The sequence below is a fragment of the Streptomyces sp. NPDC015125 genome (assembly GCF_043080045.1).
Taxonomy (GTDB): Bacteria; Actinomycetota; Actinomycetes; order Streptomycetales; family Streptomycetaceae; genus Streptomyces.
In genome coordinates this window covers 62,847-81,097 of the sequence record NZ_JBIBVF010000013.1, presented here as the reverse complement: position 1 = coordinate 81,097, position 18,251 = coordinate 62,847, and the positions used below count along the sequence as shown (strand labels likewise).

General features: G+C 72.0%; 18 protein-coding genes. 12 read left to right on the top strand and 6 right to left on the bottom strand.

From position 1 onward, the window contains the following. Positions 1-39 precede the first annotated feature (39 nt). From ACF088_RS25215 to ACF088_RS25195, 5 genes are all read left to right on the top strand, one after another. Positions 40-603 (top strand): universal stress protein, encoded by a 564-nt coding sequence (locus tag ACF088_RS25215; protein ID WP_392378045.1) that lies wholly within the window; start codon positions 40-42, stop codon positions 601-603. An 804-nt stretch (positions 604-1,407) separates the two neighbouring features. After that, positions 1,408-2,400: a dihydroxyacetone kinase subunit DhaK gene (gene dhaK / locus ACF088_RS25210; RefSeq protein WP_392378044.1), complete on the top strand. Its 993-nt coding sequence runs from the start codon at positions 1,408-1,410 to the stop codon at positions 2,398-2,400. A gap of 161 nt (positions 2,401-2,561) precedes the next feature. Beyond that, entirely contained in the window at positions 2,562-3,158 is a 597-nt protein-coding gene (dhaL, locus tag ACF088_RS25205; RefSeq protein WP_392378186.1) for a dihydroxyacetone kinase subunit DhaL, read from the top strand. After that, entirely contained in the window at positions 3,155-3,595 is a 441-nt protein-coding gene (locus ACF088_RS25200) for a PTS-dependent dihydroxyacetone kinase phosphotransferase subunit DhaM (RefSeq protein ID WP_392378043.1), read from the top strand. The genes dhaL and ACF088_RS25200 overlap by 4 nt, the downstream gene beginning before the upstream one ends. Positions 3,596-3,898: 303 nt before the next feature. Continuing rightward, a complete protein-coding gene (locus ACF088_RS25195) occupies positions 3,899-4,825 on the top strand; it encodes a hypothetical protein (protein ID WP_392378042.1) in 927 nt (308 codons plus the stop codon). Between the two features lie 58 nt (positions 4,826-4,883). Here the strand turns inward: ACF088_RS25195 and ACF088_RS25190 are convergent, their stop codons facing one another. Then, on the bottom strand, positions 4,884-5,702 hold the full coding sequence (locus ACF088_RS25190) for an SAM-dependent methyltransferase (protein ID WP_392378041.1): 819 nt from the start codon (positions 5,700-5,702) through the stop codon (positions 4,884-4,886). Between the two features lie 383 nt (positions 5,703-6,085). Here ACF088_RS25190 and ACF088_RS25185 point away from each other — a divergent pair, with 383 nt between their 5' ends. After that, on the top strand, positions 6,086-6,730 hold the full coding sequence (locus tag ACF088_RS25185; protein WP_392378040.1) for an RNA polymerase sigma factor: 645 nt from the start codon (positions 6,086-6,088) through the stop codon (positions 6,728-6,730). 2 nt (positions 6,731-6,732) lie between these two features. Beyond that, positions 6,733-7,485 (top strand): hypothetical protein, encoded by a 753-nt coding sequence (locus ACF088_RS25180; RefSeq protein ID WP_392378039.1) that lies wholly within the window; start codon positions 6,733-6,735, stop codon positions 7,483-7,485. 72 nt (positions 7,486-7,557) lie between these two features. Here ACF088_RS25180 and ACF088_RS25175 read toward each other — a convergent pair whose 3' ends face one another. Beyond that, entirely contained in the window at positions 7,558-7,980 is a 423-nt protein-coding gene (locus tag ACF088_RS25175; RefSeq protein WP_392378038.1) for an STAS domain-containing protein, read from the bottom strand. A gap of 306 nt (positions 7,981-8,286) precedes the next feature. Between ACF088_RS25175 and ACF088_RS25170 the strand changes: the two genes are divergently transcribed. The 5 genes from ACF088_RS25170 (at position 8,287) to ACF088_RS25150 (ending at position 13,462) form a co-directional block, all read left to right on the top strand. Further along, positions 8,287-9,048, top strand: coding sequence for a DeoR/GlpR family DNA-binding transcription regulator (locus tag ACF088_RS25170; protein WP_392378037.1), 762 nt, complete (start codon positions 8,287-8,289; stop codon positions 9,046-9,048). Positions 9,049-9,254: 206 nt separating this feature from the next. Further along, a complete protein-coding gene (locus tag ACF088_RS25165) occupies positions 9,255-10,634 on the top strand; it encodes an ABC transporter substrate-binding protein (protein ID WP_392378036.1) in 1,380 nt (459 codons plus the stop codon). Continuing rightward, a complete protein-coding gene (locus ACF088_RS25160; RefSeq protein ID WP_392378035.1) occupies positions 10,615-11,598 on the top strand; it encodes a carbohydrate ABC transporter permease in 984 nt (327 codons plus the stop codon). The genes ACF088_RS25165 and ACF088_RS25160 overlap by 20 nt, the downstream gene beginning before the upstream one ends. Further along, positions 11,595-12,473, top strand: coding sequence for a carbohydrate ABC transporter permease (locus tag ACF088_RS25155; protein WP_392378034.1), 879 nt, complete (start codon positions 11,595-11,597; stop codon positions 12,471-12,473). The genes ACF088_RS25160 and ACF088_RS25155 overlap by 4 nt, the downstream gene beginning before the upstream one ends. Beyond that, entirely contained in the window at positions 12,470-13,462 is a 993-nt protein-coding gene (locus ACF088_RS25150) for a zinc-dependent alcohol dehydrogenase family protein (RefSeq protein ID WP_392378033.1), read from the top strand. Before ACF088_RS25155 ends, ACF088_RS25150 begins: the two co-directional genes overlap by 4 nt. Positions 13,463-13,517: 55 nt before the next feature. Here ACF088_RS25150 and ACF088_RS25145 read toward each other — a convergent pair whose 3' ends face one another. From ACF088_RS25145 to ACF088_RS25130, 4 genes are all read right to left on the bottom strand, one after another. Next, positions 13,518-14,531, bottom strand: coding sequence for a winged helix-turn-helix domain-containing protein (locus ACF088_RS25145; protein ID WP_392378032.1), 1,014 nt, complete (start codon positions 14,529-14,531; stop codon positions 13,518-13,520). Positions 14,532-14,697: 166 nt separating this feature from the next. Further along, a complete protein-coding gene (locus ACF088_RS25140; protein ID WP_392378031.1) occupies positions 14,698-15,174 on the bottom strand; it encodes an NUDIX domain-containing protein in 477 nt (158 codons plus the stop codon). A gap of 5 nt (positions 15,175-15,179) precedes the next feature. Continuing rightward, complete coding sequence (locus ACF088_RS25135) at positions 15,180-16,727, bottom strand: ATP-dependent DNA ligase (RefSeq protein WP_392378185.1); 1,548 nt, start codon at positions 16,725-16,727, stop codon at positions 15,180-15,182. A gap of 126 nt (positions 16,728-16,853) precedes the next feature. After that, on the bottom strand, positions 16,854-18,251 hold the full coding sequence (locus ACF088_RS25130) for an FAD-binding oxidoreductase (RefSeq protein ID WP_392378030.1): 1,398 nt from the start codon (positions 18,249-18,251) through the stop codon (positions 16,854-16,856).

The window sequence follows — 18,251 nt, the reverse complement described above, 5'->3', positions numbered from 1 at the left end:
GGCCATCGCCCTGCCAGTGGGATTTCGATGCAACACGACATGAACGCGATACAGGACGAGGAGCGTGGCCCCATGGGCGGACCACCCGGTGGCCGGCGCATCGTGGCCGGCGTGAGCGGCTCGCTGGGGAGCCTGACGGCTCTGCACCGGGCCGCCGCCGAGGCCCGTGTCACCGGAGCCGAGTTGTGGGCCGTACTGGCCTGGGAGCCTCCCGGTGGGGAGATCTCCCACCGCGGCGGGCCGTGCCCGACGCCGATGGCCGCCTGGCGCCGGATGGCTAATGAGCGCCTGCTGAGCGCTCTCGAAGACGCCTTCGGCGACGCCGGGCCCGAGGTGCCGCTGAAGTGCCTGGTCATACGCGGCAAACCCGGCGATGCCCTGCTGGCGGCCGCCGACCGGCCCGACGACCTCCTGGTGGTCGGGGCCGGAGCCCGCGGCAGGCTGCGCCGGGCGGTATGGCCCTCCGTCACCCGGTACTGCGTCGCACGTGCCTGCTGCCCGGTGCTGGCCGTGCCCCCTTCTCCTCTGCAGCACGCACTCGATGCGGTACACCGCCGCAACTCGTGGAATCTACCGCTCGACGCACGCGAATTGGCGGACTGAATCTGCCACCTGCGGTTCTCCGTCTTCCCACCGGGGCCAGACCCCTCCCACGTGCTCTTCATCAACGCGGAACGGCATCCGCGCCGCACCAGGGAGGGTTCTACCTGGCGAGGGAGTGTCAGGTCCTCAAACTGCCGCCTCCTCATTCAGCCCCCCGTGGGGCTGTCCGCTCCATTGGGGTGCGAGGACATGGTCCGAGGTCCAGTCCGGCGCCAGGCTCATACGGGCCCATGCCACGACAATCCGGCCAAGCGGACGCACCCCTGACGCAGCACGGCGCGGCACGATATCGGGCGGGCACGGAGATGACCTCCGACGAGTTTTACCCGACACCGGATGAGGGAAGCAGCGAAGGCACGTCAGGGTGGTCCGCGAGAACAGTCGAGCCAGTGGACCTTGCGCTACGGAGCGGAAGGGCCGCAGAGCATCAGGTGCACATCCAGGGGGCACGGCAGCCGGCACGGTCCGCCCGTCGACAGCCCAAGGAGAACACCACAGGAGAACACCACACGGCGCGAAACGACACCCGTACGTAACGATGCCGTCGGCACCCTCACGGTCCGATACTGGAGCCACCGGGTCCAGCCACGCCCGATGCCTCTCGGAACACGCCTGACAACCCATCAGAAGAGTCGCCAACAAGTCGGCACCAAGTCGGCACCAGCCCCGCCAGACCCTGCCCCTGACCGCCAGAGCCCGCCAGAGCCCGCCAGAGTCCGCCAAGATCAAAAACCAGCAGCATCTACTCTGACCTGGGAAAAGACCGGTCAGAGGCTCGACTGCTAATCTCCCCAGGAGGTACCCATGAAGATGCTGATCAACGTCGCCGAGACGGTGGTCGCCGATGCACTGCGCGGGATGGCCGCGGCGCACCCCGAATTGGTGGTGGACGCCGAGAACCGGGTGATCGTACGGCGGGACGCACCGGTGGAGGGCAAGGTGGCGCTGGTGTCCGGGGGCGGCAGCGGGCACGAGCCGCTGCACGGGGGGTTCGTCGGCCCCGGGATGCTGGATGCCGCCTGTCCGGGCGAGGTCTTCACTTCGCCGGTGCCCGACCAGATGGTGCGGGCCGCCGCGGCGGTGGACAGCGGCAGCGGGGTGTTGTTCATCGTGAAGAACTACACCGGGGACGTACTCAACTTCCAGATGGCGGCGGAGCTGGCGGAGGACGAAGGGGTGCAGGTGGCCAGCGTGCTCGTCAATGACGATGTCGCGGTGACCGACTCGACGTTCACGGCGGGGCGGCGCGGCACCGGGGCCACGCTCTTCGTGGAGAAGATCGCCGGTGCCGCGGCGGAGGAGGGCATGCCGCTGGAGCGGGTGGAGGCGCTGGCCCGGCAGGTGGTGGCGTCGTCGCGCAGCTTCGGTGTGGCGCTGAGTGCCTGTACGACCCCTGCCAAGGGCAGCCCGACGTTCGATCTCCCGGCCGGGGAGCTGGAGTTGGGGGTCGGGATTCATGGTGAGCCGGGGCGGGAGCGCCGCGCGATGATGACCTCGCGCGAGATCGCGGACTTCACCGTGGAAGCGATCCTGGAGGATCTGAATCCGAGGCTGCCGGTGCTGGTGCTGGTCAACGGCATGGGGGCGACCCCGCTGCTGGAACTGTACGGATTCCATGCCGAGGTCCGCCGGGTGCTCGACGAGCGGGGGGTGGCGGTGGCCCGCACGCTCGTGGGGAACTATGTGACATCGCTGGACATGGCCGGCTGCTCGGTGACGCTGTGCCAGGTGGACGGGGAACTGCTGCGGCTGTGGGACGCGCCGGTGCAGACGCCCGGACTTCGCTGGGGGCGGTGACAGCGCAGCCGTACCCGCTCCCCATGTGTCCGCGGCGGGTCGGTCTCCGTATCCGAATCCGTATGGAACTGCAGGTCCGTATCCGCTGTCTGCGGCCGTACGACTCCGCTTTCTTCACTCCGTGCCCGAACAACCAAGGAGAGTAGTCCGTGTCCGAAACGGTGCTGGATGCCGCGTTCTTCGTACGCTGGATGACGGCGGCCGCCGCCGTCATCGACCGGGAGGCCGACCGGCTCACCGAGCTGGACTCGCCCATCGGCGACGCCGACCACGGAAGGAATATGCAGCGCGGCTTCACGGCCGTGGTCAAGACCTTGGAGGCGGAGCCGCCGGCGACGCCCGGTGCGGTGCTGACCGCCGCCGGACGGCAGTTGATCTCCAGTGTGGGCGGGGCGTCCGGGCCGCTGTACGGGACGCTGCTGCGGCGCGCCGGCAAGGCGCTGGGCGAGGCGGCGCACGTGTCGGCCGACGAGTTGCGATCGGGGCTGGCCGCCGGGGTGGATGCGGTGGGGCAGCTCGGCGGGTCGGCGCCGGGGGACAAGACGATGCTCGATGCGCTGGTGCCGGGGGTCACGGCACTGTCGGCCTCCTTCGACGCGGCGGCCGAGGCGGCCGAGCAGGGCGCACTGGCGACCGGACCGATGCAGGCCAGGAAGGGCAGGGCGAGCTACCTCGGGGAACGCAGCATCGGGCATCAGGACCCGGGGGCGACCTCCTCGGCGTTGCTGTTCGCGGCGCTTGCGGAGGTGGCGAAGTGAGCGCGGAGACGCCAGGCGGTACGGCCGGCGGCGAGGGTGCGCCGGTCGGGGTGGTACTGGTGTCGCACAGCGGGCCGGTCGCGGATTCCGTGGCGACGCTGGCCCTCGGACTGGCCGGCGACGGGGTCACGGTGCCGGTGGCCGGCGCGGGCGGTACACCGGACGGCGGGCTGGGGACGAGTACGGAGCTGATCACCAAGGCGGCGCGGACGGTGGACCGCGGAGCGGGCGTGGCGATCCTGGTCGACCTGGGCAGCGCCGTACTGACCGTCAAGGCACTGATCGCCGAGGGGGACGAACTCCCCGAGGGCGCCCGGCTGGTGGACGCGCCGTTCGTCGAGGGTGCGGTGGCCGCCGTGGTCACCGCGTCGGCCGGGGCGGATCTGGACGCGGTCGCGGCGGCGGCCGGGGAGGCGTACGGGTACCGCAAGGAGTGACACCACCAGGTGTGCCGTCCCGGGACGTGGCTGACCGGCGACATGCACCCCGGTGGTGCTTGAACGGGTGACGGCCTTCTGGGATCGGTGGGGATGGCGACCTCGCCACCGGCTCTCAGGAGGCCCCCCTTCACGGTGCCGCGCCCGCGCCGGTGGCGGTGCCGAGACGTTCACCGGCCCGGTGGAGCAACCAGCCCCGTCTCTCGCGCCGCACTCGCACCCGCAGCCGCACCCGCACCCGCACCCGTGCCGGTCGCCGCGCCGGAGCGGAACCGTAGTCGTCCGTCCGGCGTAATCATGGTCATGACGCACAGGAACGAAGCGGTTCGCCTAGTCGTTCACCTGGCGGCTGTCTGGCTGGTCGGGTGCATGCTGACCACCTTGCAGTTACAGGCGGCGCTCGTCGCCCTCTTCACCGACGGAGCGAACCCGTTCGCCGCCGCTGTTGCCGTCCTGATTCTGCTGGCGGTAGCCGCATTGGCGAGGCTCGGATCTGCCGTCCGCAGCATGGTGCCGCTCATGCGCCGGGCGCGCGGGCCGTGGGCATGGGCAGCGGTCGTTTACGCGCTCGGCACCCTCGGCGCGTTCGGGACCGCCTTGGTGCACTTCAAGATCAACCACCTGGAGAACGTGCTTCTGTTCTCCGTGAGCGGAGGCGCCTGGTATGCGCTCGCAGCCGCACTCCTCCTTCCAGGCATCCGCGTCAGGCTGGGCGCGCTCGCGGCGGCGACAGCCCTCGCCGGCGCCAGTGCGTACGCCCTTTGGGCTGCCACGCAGCCCCCCACTCTCGGTGAGTGGATCACTGCCAACGAGGTGGACCGCACCGCGCTACGGGTCGGCGACCCGCCGCAGGGCTACGCACTGCACGTCCTGGCCGCAAGCAAGGACGGCTTCGGCGCCGATTACGAGCGCCCCCACGCCGTACGGCTCCATCTCGGCATGGATCGTTTCGGACAGGACACTCGTCGCGTCGACGCGCGCGGCTGCCCGGTTCCCTTCGGCGAGCCGATCCACTGCACCGACGACGGCGGAGGCCGCCAACTGGTGACCTATGAAGGCGACTACGCCCGCCAGGAGATGCGCCTGCGCCGCGACGGACTGGTCTACACCGTGACCGTGGAAGGCTCTCCTGCCGATCCGTCCGCAGCCCGGCACATTCTGTCGACGCTCAGGCCGGCGTCCGACGCCGAGCTTGCCGGCCTGGTGGAGCTGCCGATGCGGCGAGGGTGACCGCATGCACCCTCACCGGATCCTCGCAGGTGCGAGCGGCCGCCCGCTCCCGCGGCGTTCAGGGTTTGCGGGCGACACCCGCGTAGCAGGCGGCCTCCGTGTCGGTGACATGGGTGGCGTCCTCGGGGCGGTCGGGGCGCCACTGGTGGGAGAGGGTGACGCCCGGTTCCAGCAGCTCCCAGCCGTCGAAGAAGCGCAGGAAGGCGGCGCGGGAGCGGAACTGGAGCCGGGTGCCCGCGGCACCGTAGATCTTGATGATCTTGCCCATCGCGCCGGGGGCGAAGTCCGCCGTCGCATGGCTCATGGCGAGGGTGCTGCCGGACGGCAGTGCGGCCTTGAGGCTCTCGACGATGGTGTGGGCGTGGTCCCGGTCGTCGTCGGGGACGAAGTGCATCAGGGCGTTCAGGCTGAGCGCGACCGGACGGTTCAGGTCGAGGGTGTCGAGGAGCTGGGGCGCCTTGAGGATGCCGGCCGGGTCGGTGACATCGGCCTGGACGTAGGCGGTGCGTCCCTCGGGGGTGCTGAGCAGGAGGGCCGCCGCGTGCGCGAGGACGATCGGGTCGTTGTCGGTGTAGACGACCCGGGCGTCGGCGGCGATGCCCTGGGCGACCTCGTGGAGGTTCGGCGGGGTGGGGATGCCGGTGCCGATGTCGAGGAACTGCCGCATCCCGGATTCGGCGAGGACGCGGGTGGCCCGGTGCATGAACTCGCGGTTGATGCGGGCGGCGACCAGCGCGGCGGGGAAGGCGCTCAGCACCTCCCCGGCGGCCATCCGGTCGGCCAGGAAGTTGGTCTTGCCGCCCAGGAAGTAGTCATAGATCCGGGACGAATGGGCCCGGTCCAGCTGGAGATCCACCACGGATCCGTGCTCGCTCATCGCCTGCTGCCTCCCCAGTACGGCACCCCGCCCCGGCACGCCTCCTCGGCGTACGGTGGCGCCCGTTGCGCGCCGCGCACTCCGGACGGCGCATCAACCGCCGCCGTGCGCCCGGATGTTGGAGCACTGCCCCGTACGTCCCGGATCATGCCGGGGTACACCCGGCGGATTCCTGACGGGAGGCCCGACCTGCGCCGCCGGTCGTCACCTGCCACGGTCATGCGTAGTCATATGAATACGCAGCGGCAGATTTTTGCCCGACCGATGCCACAAACGGGCTGTCTTTCCGGTTCATTGGGAGGGTGAGGGCCAACCATCCTCCCGCGGCCGGCGGCGCTTCGGCGCCCGGCTCGGTGCACGGCGAAACGGAACGAGGACTGCTCGTGAGCGCAGACCGGGACCGACTGCTACCGGCGTGCGCTCCGGCGCAGGTCCATACGGCGGAGTTAGCTCCGCTCCCCCGCTGTTCGCTCCCGGCCGTCGCTCCGGACCCGTTCGACCGCCAGCTGTCGATCACCTTCGAGGCGTTCCTGGCCACGCATGCACGCAAGTGGCTGACGTACGCCTATCTGCACACCGGCAGCGAGGCCGCGGCCCGTGAGGTGACCCGGGCGGCGTACGGCCGGCTCGGCCGGCTGTGGCCGCATGCGTTGCGGCAGGCCTCGGTGGAGGCGTACGCCTGGTCGGTCCTCAAGGAACGGGTGGTGGAGTGGCTGTACGACCACCAGCAGCCCACCGCCCTCACCGAGACCGCCGCGTTCGCCGTCGTCACCCACGCCCTGCTGCGCGAGTGCCAGCAGCAGTTCGCCATGCTGGAGAGCCAGTTGGGGCTGTATGCGGCCATCGCCAGGCTGCCGGAGCGGCAGTGCGATGTGATCGTGCTGCGCCATGTCATCGGGTACAGCGACGCACAGATCGGCTCCTTGCTCGGCGTCGACGAAGTCACCGTCCGCTCCTACGCGAGCCGCGGCAAGCGCAAGCTCGCCGCCGCGCTCGGTATCGACCAGGGATACTCCAGGGGGAACTGACCATGTCGCACATCTGCCCCGCGGGTCGCCGGGAAACCGTCGAGACGCTGCTCAGCGCCGCCGCGGCGGTATCCGGTATCGATGGTCCGGCCGGGCTTCGTGACCTGGACGACGCGGGGGTACCCGGCGGCCTCGGTGCCTGCCTGCGGACGGCGGCAGCGGCGCCGGGCGGTCCGACGGCGCCGGAGCGGCCGGTCCGGGCCGGCCAGGGCGCACCCAGTACCTACGCCAGCGCCCGCGACGAGGCCACCCATGAGCTCCAGCTGGCCTGTGCCCTGGTCGTCAATGCGGCGGCGGCCGCGGCGAGCCTGGAACGGCTGGTCAACGACCACCACATCGACCCCGAAGGCGCACTGGTCTTCGCCTGTCTGCTGCACATCAGCGGCCGCCAGGACGCGGCCCATTTCTGGTGGCACTTCGGCGCCGGCGCCGGGAGCCGGACCGCCGCCTACTGTCTGTACCTCTCCCACCGCCGCAACGGTGAGTACCGCGACGCCGCCTACTGGCGCGAACAGGCCGCGCATGCGCCGGACGAGGAGCGCCGGTCGGCGGCCGCGTTCGACGAGAAGCAGCTGCTGCCGGACGCGGCCCGCCACAACCTTCTCGTCCAGTGGCACAGCGGGCTCGCCCCGACCCTGCCGAGCGCCCTGGAGAATGTGATCAACCGGCTCGTCGTGGACAGCGACGACGAGGACTTCGGCGAGATCCCCCGCCCCTCCCCCACGCTCGTCCGGGACCTCGGCCGGGCCCAGTAGCGACGCCGTGCCACCGGCGTGCCCCGGCCGCCCCGGCGACGCCGCGCCACCGGTGTACCCCCGGCCGCCGCCTCATGAGTCGGCCGGTCCCTCCTTCGGGTCCTCCGCCACCGGCGGCCACGCCGGGCGGCTGGCGTCGGGAACCGTGGCCAGTGCATGACCGACGGTGGGGAAGCACGAGAAGACATTGAGGGACTGGGTGCCGACCAGCAGCCGCAGCATCCGTACGCCGAGCGAGGCCAGCAGCAGCCTGCCCTCCAGACGCCGGCACAGCCATTCCAGGGCGAGCAGGCAGCTCAGCCCGCGGGAGTCGCAGAAGCGCAGCGCGGTCAGATCGAGCACCAGGAAGCGGTGCCCGGCCGACACCACCGAGCGCGCCTCGGCGAGAAACGCCTGCTCGGTGCGGAGGTCCAGGTCACCGCTGACGCGCAGGACCGCACACTCCTCCGCCTGCACGATCGCAGTGACCGCCAACGACCGCATCTCCGAGCTCATGCCGTCCAGACTAAGCGCCACGGTCTGCGGCACCACCGCTGCGGGCCTCCGGCGCACAACGGGCCGCCCCGCGCTCCCCGGCCCGTTGGGCGCCTACGGGCCCACTGCCAGGGCGTTACGGGCACCCGTTCGTGCAGGCAGCCAAGGTGACAGCGCCCGGAAGCGGACAGAAACGGTCACGTTTTCCGCCGTCGCGGGCAGCCTTTCGCACCTCTCCGGTTGCTATAAACCTGATGCGGGCGGAAACGGGCAGTCCCGTGACCGAACGGAATCCGGAAACAGACAGAATTCGGGCAGGAGTGATCCATGAGGGCCGAGCAACGTCAGCACCGCATCCTCGCGCTCGCCCGGCAGTCCGGCCGGGTCGAGGTCGCCGATGCCGCGGCGGAGTTCGGGGTCGCCCGCGAGACCGTACGGCGCGATCTGAGCGAGCTGGAGCGCCGGGGCCTGATCCGGCGTACGCACGGTGCGGCCTATCCGGTCGAGAGCGCCGGCTTCGAGACCACCCTGGCCCGGCGGGAGACCCAGCAGGTGGCGGAGAAGCGCCGGATCGCGGCGGCCGCCGCGGCGCTGGTGGGCGAGGCCGAGACGGTATTCGTCGACGAGGGCTACACACCCGAGCTGGTCGCCACGCTGCTGCCCACCGACCGTCCACTGACCGTGATCACCGCGTCGCTGCGCACCGCGTCGCTGGTCGCGGCGTCCGAGTCGACCACCGTCCTGCTGGCCGGCGGGCGGGTCCGCTCCGGGACCCAGGCGACGGTCGGCTCCTGGGCCCGGGACATGCTCGCCCGGTTCGTGATCGACCTGGCGTTCCTGGGAGCGAACGGCATCTCCCGGGAGCACGGTCTGACCACCCCGGACCCGGCGGTCGCGGAGGTGAAGGAGCAGGCCGTCCGCTCCTCGCGGCGGCGGGTGCTGGTCGGGGTGCACAGCAAGTTCGGCGCCAGCAGCTTCTGCCGGTTCGCCGAGGTGCGCGACTTCGACGCGATCGTGACCGATGCGGGGCTGTCCGCGCCGGAGGCACATCGCTATTCGCTCCTGGGGCCGCAGGTGCTCCGGGTCTGACCGGGACGGGGCCGCCCGGACGATCGGCCCGCACCTTTGCACCACACCTCCCACAGCTGCACCACGCCCCAACCCGCCGCCGAAGGCCGCGCCCCGGCCGCCGGACGGCTCCCCGGCATACCCGCAGGACGGCGTCGTACGCCCCAAAACGTCCCGTGTGCGGCACTTGCCGAACATCCCCCGTCCCCCCAGAAAGGCACCGAGCCGTGAGAGCAAGATCCCCCGGACCAGGCCGCGGCGGCCGCTCCCCCGTGCTGACCGCCCTCACCGTCGCCCTGGCAGTGTCCACCGCCGGCTGCTACCGCGGCGCCGGCGATGCGGGCAACGACAGCCGTCACACCATCAACGTCCTGATGGTCAACAACCCGCAGATGGTGGATCTGCAGCGGCTCACCGCCGAGCACTTCACCAAGGAAACCGGCATCAAGGTCCACTTCACCGTGCTGCCGGAGGACGATCTGCGCGACAAGATGAGCCAGGACTTCTCCAGCCAGGCCGGGCAGTACGACGTGGCCAGCGTCAGCAACTACGAGACGCCCATCTACGCCCGCAACGGCTGGCTCTCCCCGCTCGGTGAACGGGCCGCCAAGGACCGCACCTTCGACCAGGGCGACATCCTGAAGCCGGTCCGCTCCTCCCTCACCGCCGCCGACGGCAAGGTCTACGCGGAGCCCTTCTACGGCGAGTCGTCCTTCCTGATGTACCGCAAGGACCTCTTCAAGGCCGCCGGGCTGACCATGCCGGCCCGGCCCACCTGGCACCAGGTCGCCGCGCTCGCCGCCAAGCTGGACGGCTCCCGCAAGGGCCAAAAGGGCATCTGTCTGCGCGGCCAGCCCGGCTGGGGCCAGCTGGCCGCCCCACTGACCACCGTCGTCAACACCTTCGGCGGCACCTGGTTCACCAAGGACTGGCAGCAGCAGGTCGACAGCCCCGAGTTCACCAAGGCCACCCGGTTCTATGTCGATCTGGTGCGCCGGCACGGCCAGGCGGGCGCGCCCCAGGCCGGCTACACCGAGTGCCTCAACGACATGCAGCAGGGCAAGGTCGCCATGTGGTACGACGCGACGGCCGGCGCCGGGTCGCTGGAGAGCGGCGAATCCAAGGTCGCGGGCAAGGTCGGCTACGCCCCGGCGCCGGTGGAGCGGACCCGTGACGCGGGCTGGCTCTTCACCTGGGCGTGGGGCGTGCAGAAGGCCAGTACGCACCAGGACGCGGCCTGGCGGTTCATCCGCTGGGCCTCGGGCAAGGGCTACGAGCGGCTGGTGGGCCGCGAACTGGGCTGGTCGAGGGTGCCCGGCGGCAAGCGGGCCTCCCTCTACCGCAACCCCGAGTACGCCAAGGCGGCCGGGGCGTTCGCCGGCCCGACCGAGCGGGCGATCAGCTCGGCCCGGCCCGGCGACCCCGGCGTACAGCCGCGCCCGGCCCCCGGGATCCAGTTCGTCGGCATCCCCGAGTTCGCCGACCTGGGGACCAAGGTCTCGACCGAGATCAGTGCGGCCATCGCCGGCAAGCAGAGCGTGCCCGAGGCCCTGAAGAAGAGCCGGCGGCTCGCGCAGGAGGTGTCCGATGCCTACACGCACCACTGAACCGGCTCCCTCGAACGACGCGGCCGTCGCGCTCCGCGCCGGCGGTCCGGACGCCCGCGCCCGCCGCACCGAGCGGGCGAAGAACTGGGCCCGGCGCGCGCCGCTGCTCCCGGCGCTGGTCTTCCTTGTCGTCGTCACCCAACTCCCGTTCCTGGCCACGGTGGTGATCTCCTTCACCCGCTGGAACGCACTGGCCCCCGACAACCGTGGTTTCGCCGCGCTCGACAACTACCGCGCGGTGTTCACCGACCCGGCGATGCGGGCCTCGGTGGGCACGACGGTGCTGCTGACCGTGACCGTGGTGCTGGTCAGCCTGCTGCTCGGGCTCGGTCTGGCGCTGCTGCTCGACCGTGGGTTCCGTGGGCGGGGCATCGTCCGCACCCTGCTCATCACGCCGTTCCTGATCGTGCCGGTCGCCTCCGCGCTGCTGTGGAAGCATGCGCTGTACAACGCCTCGTACGGGCTGCTCAACGGCTCGCTGACCTGGATATGGCGACTGTTCGGCAGCGACAGCCCGCCGCAGCCGGACTGGATGACCGACTCGCCGCTGGCCGCGGTGGAGGCGTCGCTGATCTGGCAGTGGACACCGTTCATGATGCTGATCCTGCTGGCCGGGCTGCAGAGCCGGGCGTCGGACGCCGTCGAGGCGGCCCGGATGGACGGCGCCTCCGCCTTCGACATCTTCCGGTACCTCACCCTGCCGCATCTGCGCCGCTACCTCGAACTGGCCGCGCTGCTGGGCACGGTGTACGTGGTGCAGAACTTCGACGCGGTGTTCACCATCACGTCCGGGGGCCTCGGCACGGCCAACCTCCCGTACACCATCTACCAGACCGTCTACCAGTCCCATGACTACGGACGGGCATCCGCGCAGGGCGTGGTCGTGGTGCTGTGTTCGCTGCTGGTGGCGACCTTTGCGCTGCGCACCGTGTCGTCCCTGCTGCGCGAGGAGGTCACGGCATGACCGCTTCATCCTTGGTCCTGCGCCGTAGCGGCTCCCCCGCTGCCCGGCGCCGGCGGCGCACCGGCAGTCTGCTGGGCCTGGCGGCCTGGTTGTGCGGCATCGCCTTCTTCCTGCCCGTCGCCTGGATGGTGCTGACGTCCTTCCACAGCGAGACGGACGCGGCGACCAACCCGCCGAGCGTCGGCGCCGGGATCAGTCTGCACGGCTACCGCGAGTTCTTCGGGGCGACGGGTGGCGGCGTCAGCCCCTGGCCCCCGCTGGTCAACTCGCTGACCGCCTCCGTCGTCTCCACCCTGCTGGTGCTGCTGCTGGCGGTGCCCGCCGCCTACGCGCTGGCCATCAAACCGGTACGCAAGTGGAGCGATGTCCTCTTCTTCTTCCTCTCCACGAAGATGCTGCCGCTGGTGGCCGGGCTGCTGCCGGTCTACCTCGTCGCACAGAACACCAAGATGCTCGACAGCATCTGGCTGCTGGTCATCCTCTACACCTCGATGAATCTGCCGATCGCGGTGTGGATGATGCGCTCGTTCCTCGCCGAGGTCCCGGTGGAGATGCTGGAGGCCGCCTCGATCGACGGCGCGGGGCTGACCACCACCCTGACCCGGATCGTCGCGCCGGTCGCGATGCCGGGGATCGCGGCAACGGCCCTGATCTCCTTCATCTTCAGCTGGAACGAGCTGCTGTTCGCCCGGGTCCTGACCGGCGTCGTGGCCGGTACCTCGCCGGTGTTCCTGACCGGACTCGTGACCAGCCAGGGCCTGTTCCTGGCCAAGGTGTGCGCCGCCGCCACCGTCATCTCCCTCCCGGTGCTCATCGCCGGGTTCGCCGCCCAGGACAAACTGGTCCAGGGCCTGTCGCTTGGAGCCGTGAAATGAAAGCCGCAGTGATCAGCGCCCCCGGCACGGTCGAGGTCACCACCGTCGAGGACCCGACGCCCGGTCCCCGCGAGGTCGTGGTCTCCGTCGCCGCCTGCGGGCTGTGCGGTACCGATCTGCACATCCTCCAGGGCGAGTTCGCGCCCACGCTGCCCGTCGTGCCGGGCCATGAGTTCGCCGGTACGGTCGTGGCGACCGGCAGTGCGGTCACCGAACTCGCCGAGGGCGACCGGGTGGCCGTCGACCCCTCCCTCTACTGCCACGAGTGCCACTACTGCCGCATCGGCCGCAACAACCTCTGTGAGCGATGGGCCGCCATCGGCGTGACCACGGCGGGCGGCGCCGCCGAGTTCGCCGTCGCCCCGGTCGCGAACTGCGTCAAGCTGCCCGATCACATCCGGACCGAGAACGCGGCCCTGATCGAGCCGCTCTCCTGCGCCGTACGCGGTTACGACATCCTGCGCTCGGCGCAACTGGGTACCCAGGTCCTGATCTACGGCTCGGGCACGATGGGCCTGATGATGCTCGAACTCGCCAAGCGCACCGGCGCGGCCGGGGTCGATGTCGTCGACATCAACCCCGCGCGGCTGGCCACCGCCCGCACCCTGGGCTGCAGCAACGCGGCCGGTTGTGCCGACGAGCTGGACCGCCCGCGCGGCTGGGACGTGGTCATCGACGCCACCGGCAACGAACACGCCATCCAGGACGCCCTGGGGCGGGTCGGCAAGGGCGGCACCTTCCTCCAGTTCGGCGTCGCCGACTACGCGGCCCGCGCCACCATCGAGCCCTACCGCATCTACAACCAGGAGATCACCATCACCGGCTCGATGGCCGTGCTGCACAGCTACGAACGCGCCGCGGAACTCTTCGCGGCCGGCGCCCTGGACCCGGAGGTCTTCATCAGCGACCGCCTCCCGCTGGACCGGTATGCCGAGGCGCTGGCCCGCTTCCGGGCCGGCGAGGGGAGGAAGATCCAGGTACGGCCGTGAGCCGGCCGCCGGCCACCACCGGGCCGCTCACCGCGGGCGGCGTACGGGAGCGAGTTCACCGCATGCCGCGTACGGGGGCGAGTTCGCCGTGCAGGAGCGCCGTGCCGAGCGGGGTGAGGGCGTGGACGACCGAGCCTCCGTCGCGCCGGCTGCGGGCCAGGTTCGCCTCGCGCAGTGCGCTGACATGCTCACTGGCCGAGGGGGCGGAGACCCGTAAGCGGCGGGCCAGTTCACCGGTGGTGGCCGGGACGTCCAGGGCGGCGAGGATACGGGCCCTGGTCCGGCCGAGGAGTGCGGACAGCGCCTGCGGATGGCAGCTGCGGGTGGTGGCCGGCGCCCAGTCCGTGGAGTGCTGGACGGGATGGACCAGGACCGGCGGGAGACCGGGGTCGGCGAGCGCGATGGGCCTGCGCCAGCAGAAATGGGACGGAATCAGCCGCAGTCCGCGGCCGCCCAGGTGCAGATCGCGGTCCCGGGGGTAGTCGACGTGAAGGACCGGCGGCTCCCAGCGGATCGCGGGCCGGAAGGTGTTGAGCATGCCGTCGACGCCCCCGCGGCAGAGTATGCGGGTACGGCCGCCCCGGTCGCAGTCGACGGTGGCGGCCGCGCCCGTCCAGTCGGGGGCGATCACCGCGCGGTGCACCTGCTGGAACGCGGCGGCCAGCTCGTCGAGCGGCTGCCGGTTCCCCCCGGCCAGCGCACCGGTCCAGCGCGGGAGCCGGGCCGGCAGCCCCGCCCGGGCACACTCCGTGATCAGCCGCGCCCGGGGAGTGTCCCGCAGCACCGCCAGCCCCGCGGCCAGTCCGTCGCGGGCCGCATCGGGGGTGAGGAAGTCCGGGAAGTAGCGGGCGTCGGCCGGGGCCAGAATGCTGATCAGCCGTGCGGCGCGGGTCAGGCCCCGCTCGTCCAGTTCGCGGCGCGCACGGGCCCGCCAGGCCCCGTACACCGGCACCCCGCGTCCCGGCGGCACCAGGTGGTGCAGGGCGAGCACGGTTTCCCACAGTGGGTCCGGCTCGGCGGCTATCTGTACCCGCGCGAGATCCCGGTCTTCGAAGTGAATGCGCAACATGCGGCCCCCGCGGCATGCTCACGACCCTGTTGCCAGGGCCCCCGTTCGGGGCCTGTGCCACGACGGCCCCGCCGCAAGCCTGCCCGGCGGCAACGGCGGTGTCCAGAGCGGTTGGTGGCGTTCGGCGTGCGCGGGTGGTAGTGGCCGGGAGTGCGGCGCGCCCGGCTCAGGCCCCGCCCGCGAGCCGCTCCGCCAGCCGCTCCAGGAACACCCGCTGCCCCGCCACCAGGCGCCGGTGCGCCTCGTGCGGGGTGAACCAGGCGACCCGGTCGATCTCGGGAAAGGTGCCGGTCACTCCGGAGCCGCGCGGCCATTCCCTCTCGAAGGTGCCGGGCACGATCCGCTCCGGGTCGAGATCGCTCTCGACGGCCCACACCGTCACCACTTTGCCGCTCGCCTGGCGGGCCTCGCCCAACAAGGCACCGGGCCCGTCGGGGGGCGGCATCCCCAGCTCCTCCTCGAACTCCCGCCGGGCCGCGTCCCACGCCTCCTCCGGCGGCAGGTACTCGCCCTTGGGCACCGACCACGCCGCGGCATCCCGCCGTTCCCACAGCGGCCCGCCCATGTGCGCGAGCAACACCTCGACACCACCGTCCGACGTCCGCCGGTACAGCAGCAGCCCGGCACTGCGCTTTCCCGCCACGGCGGCTACTCCTCCCCACCGTCGTGCGCGGTGAGCACCGTCTCCACGGTGTCGGCCTCGGCCGCCGTCTTGTCCTCCCGGTAGCGCACCACCCGTGCGAAGCGCAGGGTCACGCCCGCCGGATAGCGCGTGGACGTCTGCAGGCCGTCGTAGGCGATCTCGACGACGAGTTCCGGACGCACCGTCACCACGTGGCCGTCGTCCGCCACGGCGAGTTCCCGCAGCCGCTCGGTCTGCCAGCCGAGGGTGGCGTCGGTGAGCCCCTTGAAGGTCTTGCCCAGCATCACGAATCCGCCGTCCGGCCCGCGCGCGCCGAGGTGGAGGTTGGACAGCTTCCCGGTGCGCCGGCCATGGCCCCATTCCGCCGCGAGCACCACCAGGTCCAGGGTGTGCACGGGCTTCACCTTCAGCCAGGCGGCGCCCCGGCGGCCCGCGCTGTAGGGGGCGTCCAACGCCTTGACCACGACGCCCTCGTGGCCCCGGCGCAGGGTCCGCGACCAGAAGTCCTCGGCGGCCGCGCGGGCCGCGGCGTCGGACGGGTCGGCGACGACCTGGCGGCGCACCCGGAGAGGTTCGGGCACCAGCCGGGCCAGCTCCGCGTGCCGCTGCTCTCCGGGTAGTTCCAGCAGGTCGCGGCCGTCGACCGACAGGATGTCGAAGAAGACCGGGGACAGCGGCAGGGCGGCCTGCGCCGCGGAGACGTCCACCCGCGAGCCGAACCGCCCCGCGACCCGCTGGAAGGGCAGCGGGCGGCCCGCTCCGTCCAGGGCGATCACCTCGCCGTCGAGGATGAAGCGGTCGGCCGGCAGCTCCCGGGCGACGGCGGTGACCTCGGGGAGCCGGTCGGTGACCTCGTCCAGGGTGCGGGTGTGGATCCGGACGTCCGGACCGTCCCGGTGCACCTGGACGCGGATGCCGTCGAGCTTCTCCTCCACCGCGCAGGCACCGAGCTTGTCCACCGCCTCGGCCACCGATGCGGCACTGTGCGCCAGCATCGGACCGACGGGCCGCCCGACGGTGAGCCGGAACTCCGCGAGCGCCGGCGGCCCCTCGGCGAGCAGCGCCCGTGCCACGTCCGGCAGGGATCCCGCCAGCATCACGGCGCGGCGGACGTCGGCCGCGGGCGCCTCGGTGGCGGCGGCGAGCCCTTCGACCGCGAGGGCGTCCAGTGCGCCCTGCCGCACTTCGCCGGTCAGCAGGCCGAGCAGGAAGCGCTGTTCCTCCCGTGTCGCCGCGGCCAGCAGCTCCCGGACCAGCCGGCGTCGCTCGCCCTGCGCCCCGGCGCCCGAGACACTTGCCAGCCCGGTCAGCGCGGTATCCACGTCGCGTACGGTCAGCGTGGCACGCTCCGCGGCCGCAACCGGCTCGCGCAGCACGCTCCAGCCGACCCCGATCCGCCCCTGGGGCAGCCGCCCGGCCAGGTACGGGATGACCACCGGGACGTCCTGTGGTGCGGCGGCCCGGAACAGCCCGGCCAGCAGTGCGATCTTTCGCGAACGCGCCGATGTCGCGGCGACATCGGCGGAGACCTGTGCGAGAGCGGCCAGCAGCATAGGGCCCATAGGGCCATGGTGCCCCCGCGGCGTCGTGGCCGCTTCCCCGGGCGCGGGGGGGCACCGGCCGGTGCGGCACCGCACGGGTCCGCGGCCGGGCCGCCCGACCCCGGGTCAGGCTCAGGGTCAGGGGGCGAGATACGAGTGGAAGAGGTTGCCCGGGTCCCACTGCGCCTTGATTTCCTGCAGGCGGTCCCAGGCGGCGGGGGTGTACGAGCGCCGGGCCCGTGCGGCGTCGGCTTCCAGGTCCGTTTCGGCGATGTAGTGGAAACCGTGACCCTGCGGGTCCGCGGCGGCCATGGCCTCGCGCAGCCAGCGGGCCTGGGTTGCGTCCTCGGCCGGGTCGTCCCAGATCGCGTAGCAGACGAAGTAGGACGCGCCGAGCGGGGAGAAGGCCATGTTCCGCAGCAGCGCGGGGTGCTCGGAGACCGGCAGCACCGGGGAGAGCACCAGGGACTTCCCGGAGGGGGCGTGGGCCACCGCATCGGCGATACGGGTCAGCTGGGTGGCGTAGCTCTCCGGCGACCACAGGGTGTCCGCCGCATACCGGTGTGCCGGTGGCCAGGCGGACACCGCGCCCTCGTGGAGCGCGGCGAACGACGTCGGCACGGCCGGTTGGCGGGCAACGGCACGTGCGCCGAAGGGACAGTCGGCGAACGGCTCCAGCGCCTGCAGGGCCTCGCTCCGTGCGGTGGCGAACGCGGTCGCGGCGACCGTGATCCGGGGTCCTGCACCGGCCGTGCCGGTCCGCGGACCGGACGGCATGAGGACGAAGGCCGTTTCGACGTACGGCGGGAGCCCGCGCGCGGTCCGCTCCGCCCACTCCGTCACCCGGGCGACCTCGGTCAGCGGGAAGGTCAGGGAGGTCGTCATGATCGATGCGGGGTGGGGGTGCAGGGCGAGGCGGAAGCGGGTGACGGCCGCGCAGAAGCCCGGCCCGGCGCCCCGCGCGGCCCAGAAGAGGTCGGGGTTCTCGGTATCGCTGCAGGTGACGGTCCGGCCGTCGGCGGTGACGGCCCGGATCTCCAGGACGTCTGCGCAGGACGCCCCCCAGGCCCGGGAGTTCCAGCCCAGGCCGCCGCTGAGCAGGAACCCGCCGACCGCCACGGTGGGGCAGTGGCCGACGGGGAACGCCAGATCCCGGGGGGTGAGGGCCGCGACGAGTTCCTGGCCGGTGACGGCGGGCTCCACCGTGGCCGTCGCCGGGGCGTCGCCGGCCGCGGGCGCGACGCGGCACTCCCGGAGCGCGGAGAGATCGAGCAGCAGCCCTTGGTCGCGCAGCGGCGAGCCGGACCAGTTGTGCCCGCCGGAGCACATCGAGACCCGCAGTCCCCGGGCTCGGGCGTAGGTGACGGCGGGTGCCACCTCCGCTTCCGTGGCGGCGCGCACGATGACCTCGGGGAACCGCTCGGGCCGGCGCTCGTTCCACACCGCGGCCGACCGGGCGGACTCGTAGCCGGCCTCACCCCGCATCACCAGCGAGCCCTGGATGTCCTCCGCCGCTGCCGGTTCCCGTGGGCACAT

Bases quoted from the DNA above. Each gene is read 5' to 3' on its own strand.
- ACF088_RS25215 (WP_392378045.1), top strand. From the start codon at position 40: ATGAACGCGATACAGGACGAGGAGCGTGGCCCCATGGGCGGACCACCC.
- dhaK (WP_392378044.1), top strand. From the start codon at position 1,408: ATGAAGATGCTGATCAACGTCGCCGAGACGGTGGTCGCCGATGCACTG.
- ACF088_RS25195 (WP_392378042.1), top strand. From the start codon at position 3,899: ATGACGCACAGGAACGAAGCGGTTCGCCTAGTCGTTCACCTGGCGGCT.
- ACF088_RS25190 (WP_392378041.1), bottom strand. From the start codon at position 5,702: ATGAGCGAGCACGGATCCGTGGTGGATCTCCAGCTGGACCGGGCCCAT.
- ACF088_RS25180 (WP_392378039.1), top strand. From the start codon at position 6,733: ATGTCGCACATCTGCCCCGCGGGTCGCCGGGAAACCGTCGAGACGCTG.
- ACF088_RS25175 (WP_392378038.1), bottom strand. From the start codon at position 7,980: ATGAGCTCGGAGATGCGGTCGTTGGCGGTCACTGCGATCGTGCAGGCG.
- ACF088_RS25170 (WP_392378037.1), top strand. From the start codon at position 8,287: ATGAGGGCCGAGCAACGTCAGCACCGCATCCTCGCGCTCGCCCGGCAG.
- ACF088_RS25160 (WP_392378035.1), top strand. From the start codon at position 10,615: ATGCCTACACGCACCACTGAACCGGCTCCCTCGAACGACGCGGCCGTC.
- ACF088_RS25155 (WP_392378034.1), top strand. From the start codon at position 11,595: ATGACCGCTTCATCCTTGGTCCTGCGCCGTAGCGGCTCCCCCGCTGCC.
- ACF088_RS25150 (WP_392378033.1), top strand. From the start codon at position 12,470: ATGAAAGCCGCAGTGATCAGCGCCCCCGGCACGGTCGAGGTCACCACC.
- ACF088_RS25145 (WP_392378032.1), bottom strand. From the start codon at position 14,531: ATGTTGCGCATTCACTTCGAAGACCGGGATCTCGCGCGGGTACAGATA.
- ACF088_RS25135 (WP_392378185.1), bottom strand. From the start codon at position 16,727: ATGCTGCTGGCCGCTCTCGCACAGGTCTCCGCCGATGTCGCCGCGACA.
- ACF088_RS25130 (WP_392378030.1), bottom strand. From the start codon at position 18,251: ATGTGCCCACGGGAACCGGCAGCGGCGGAGGACATCCAGGGCTCGCTG.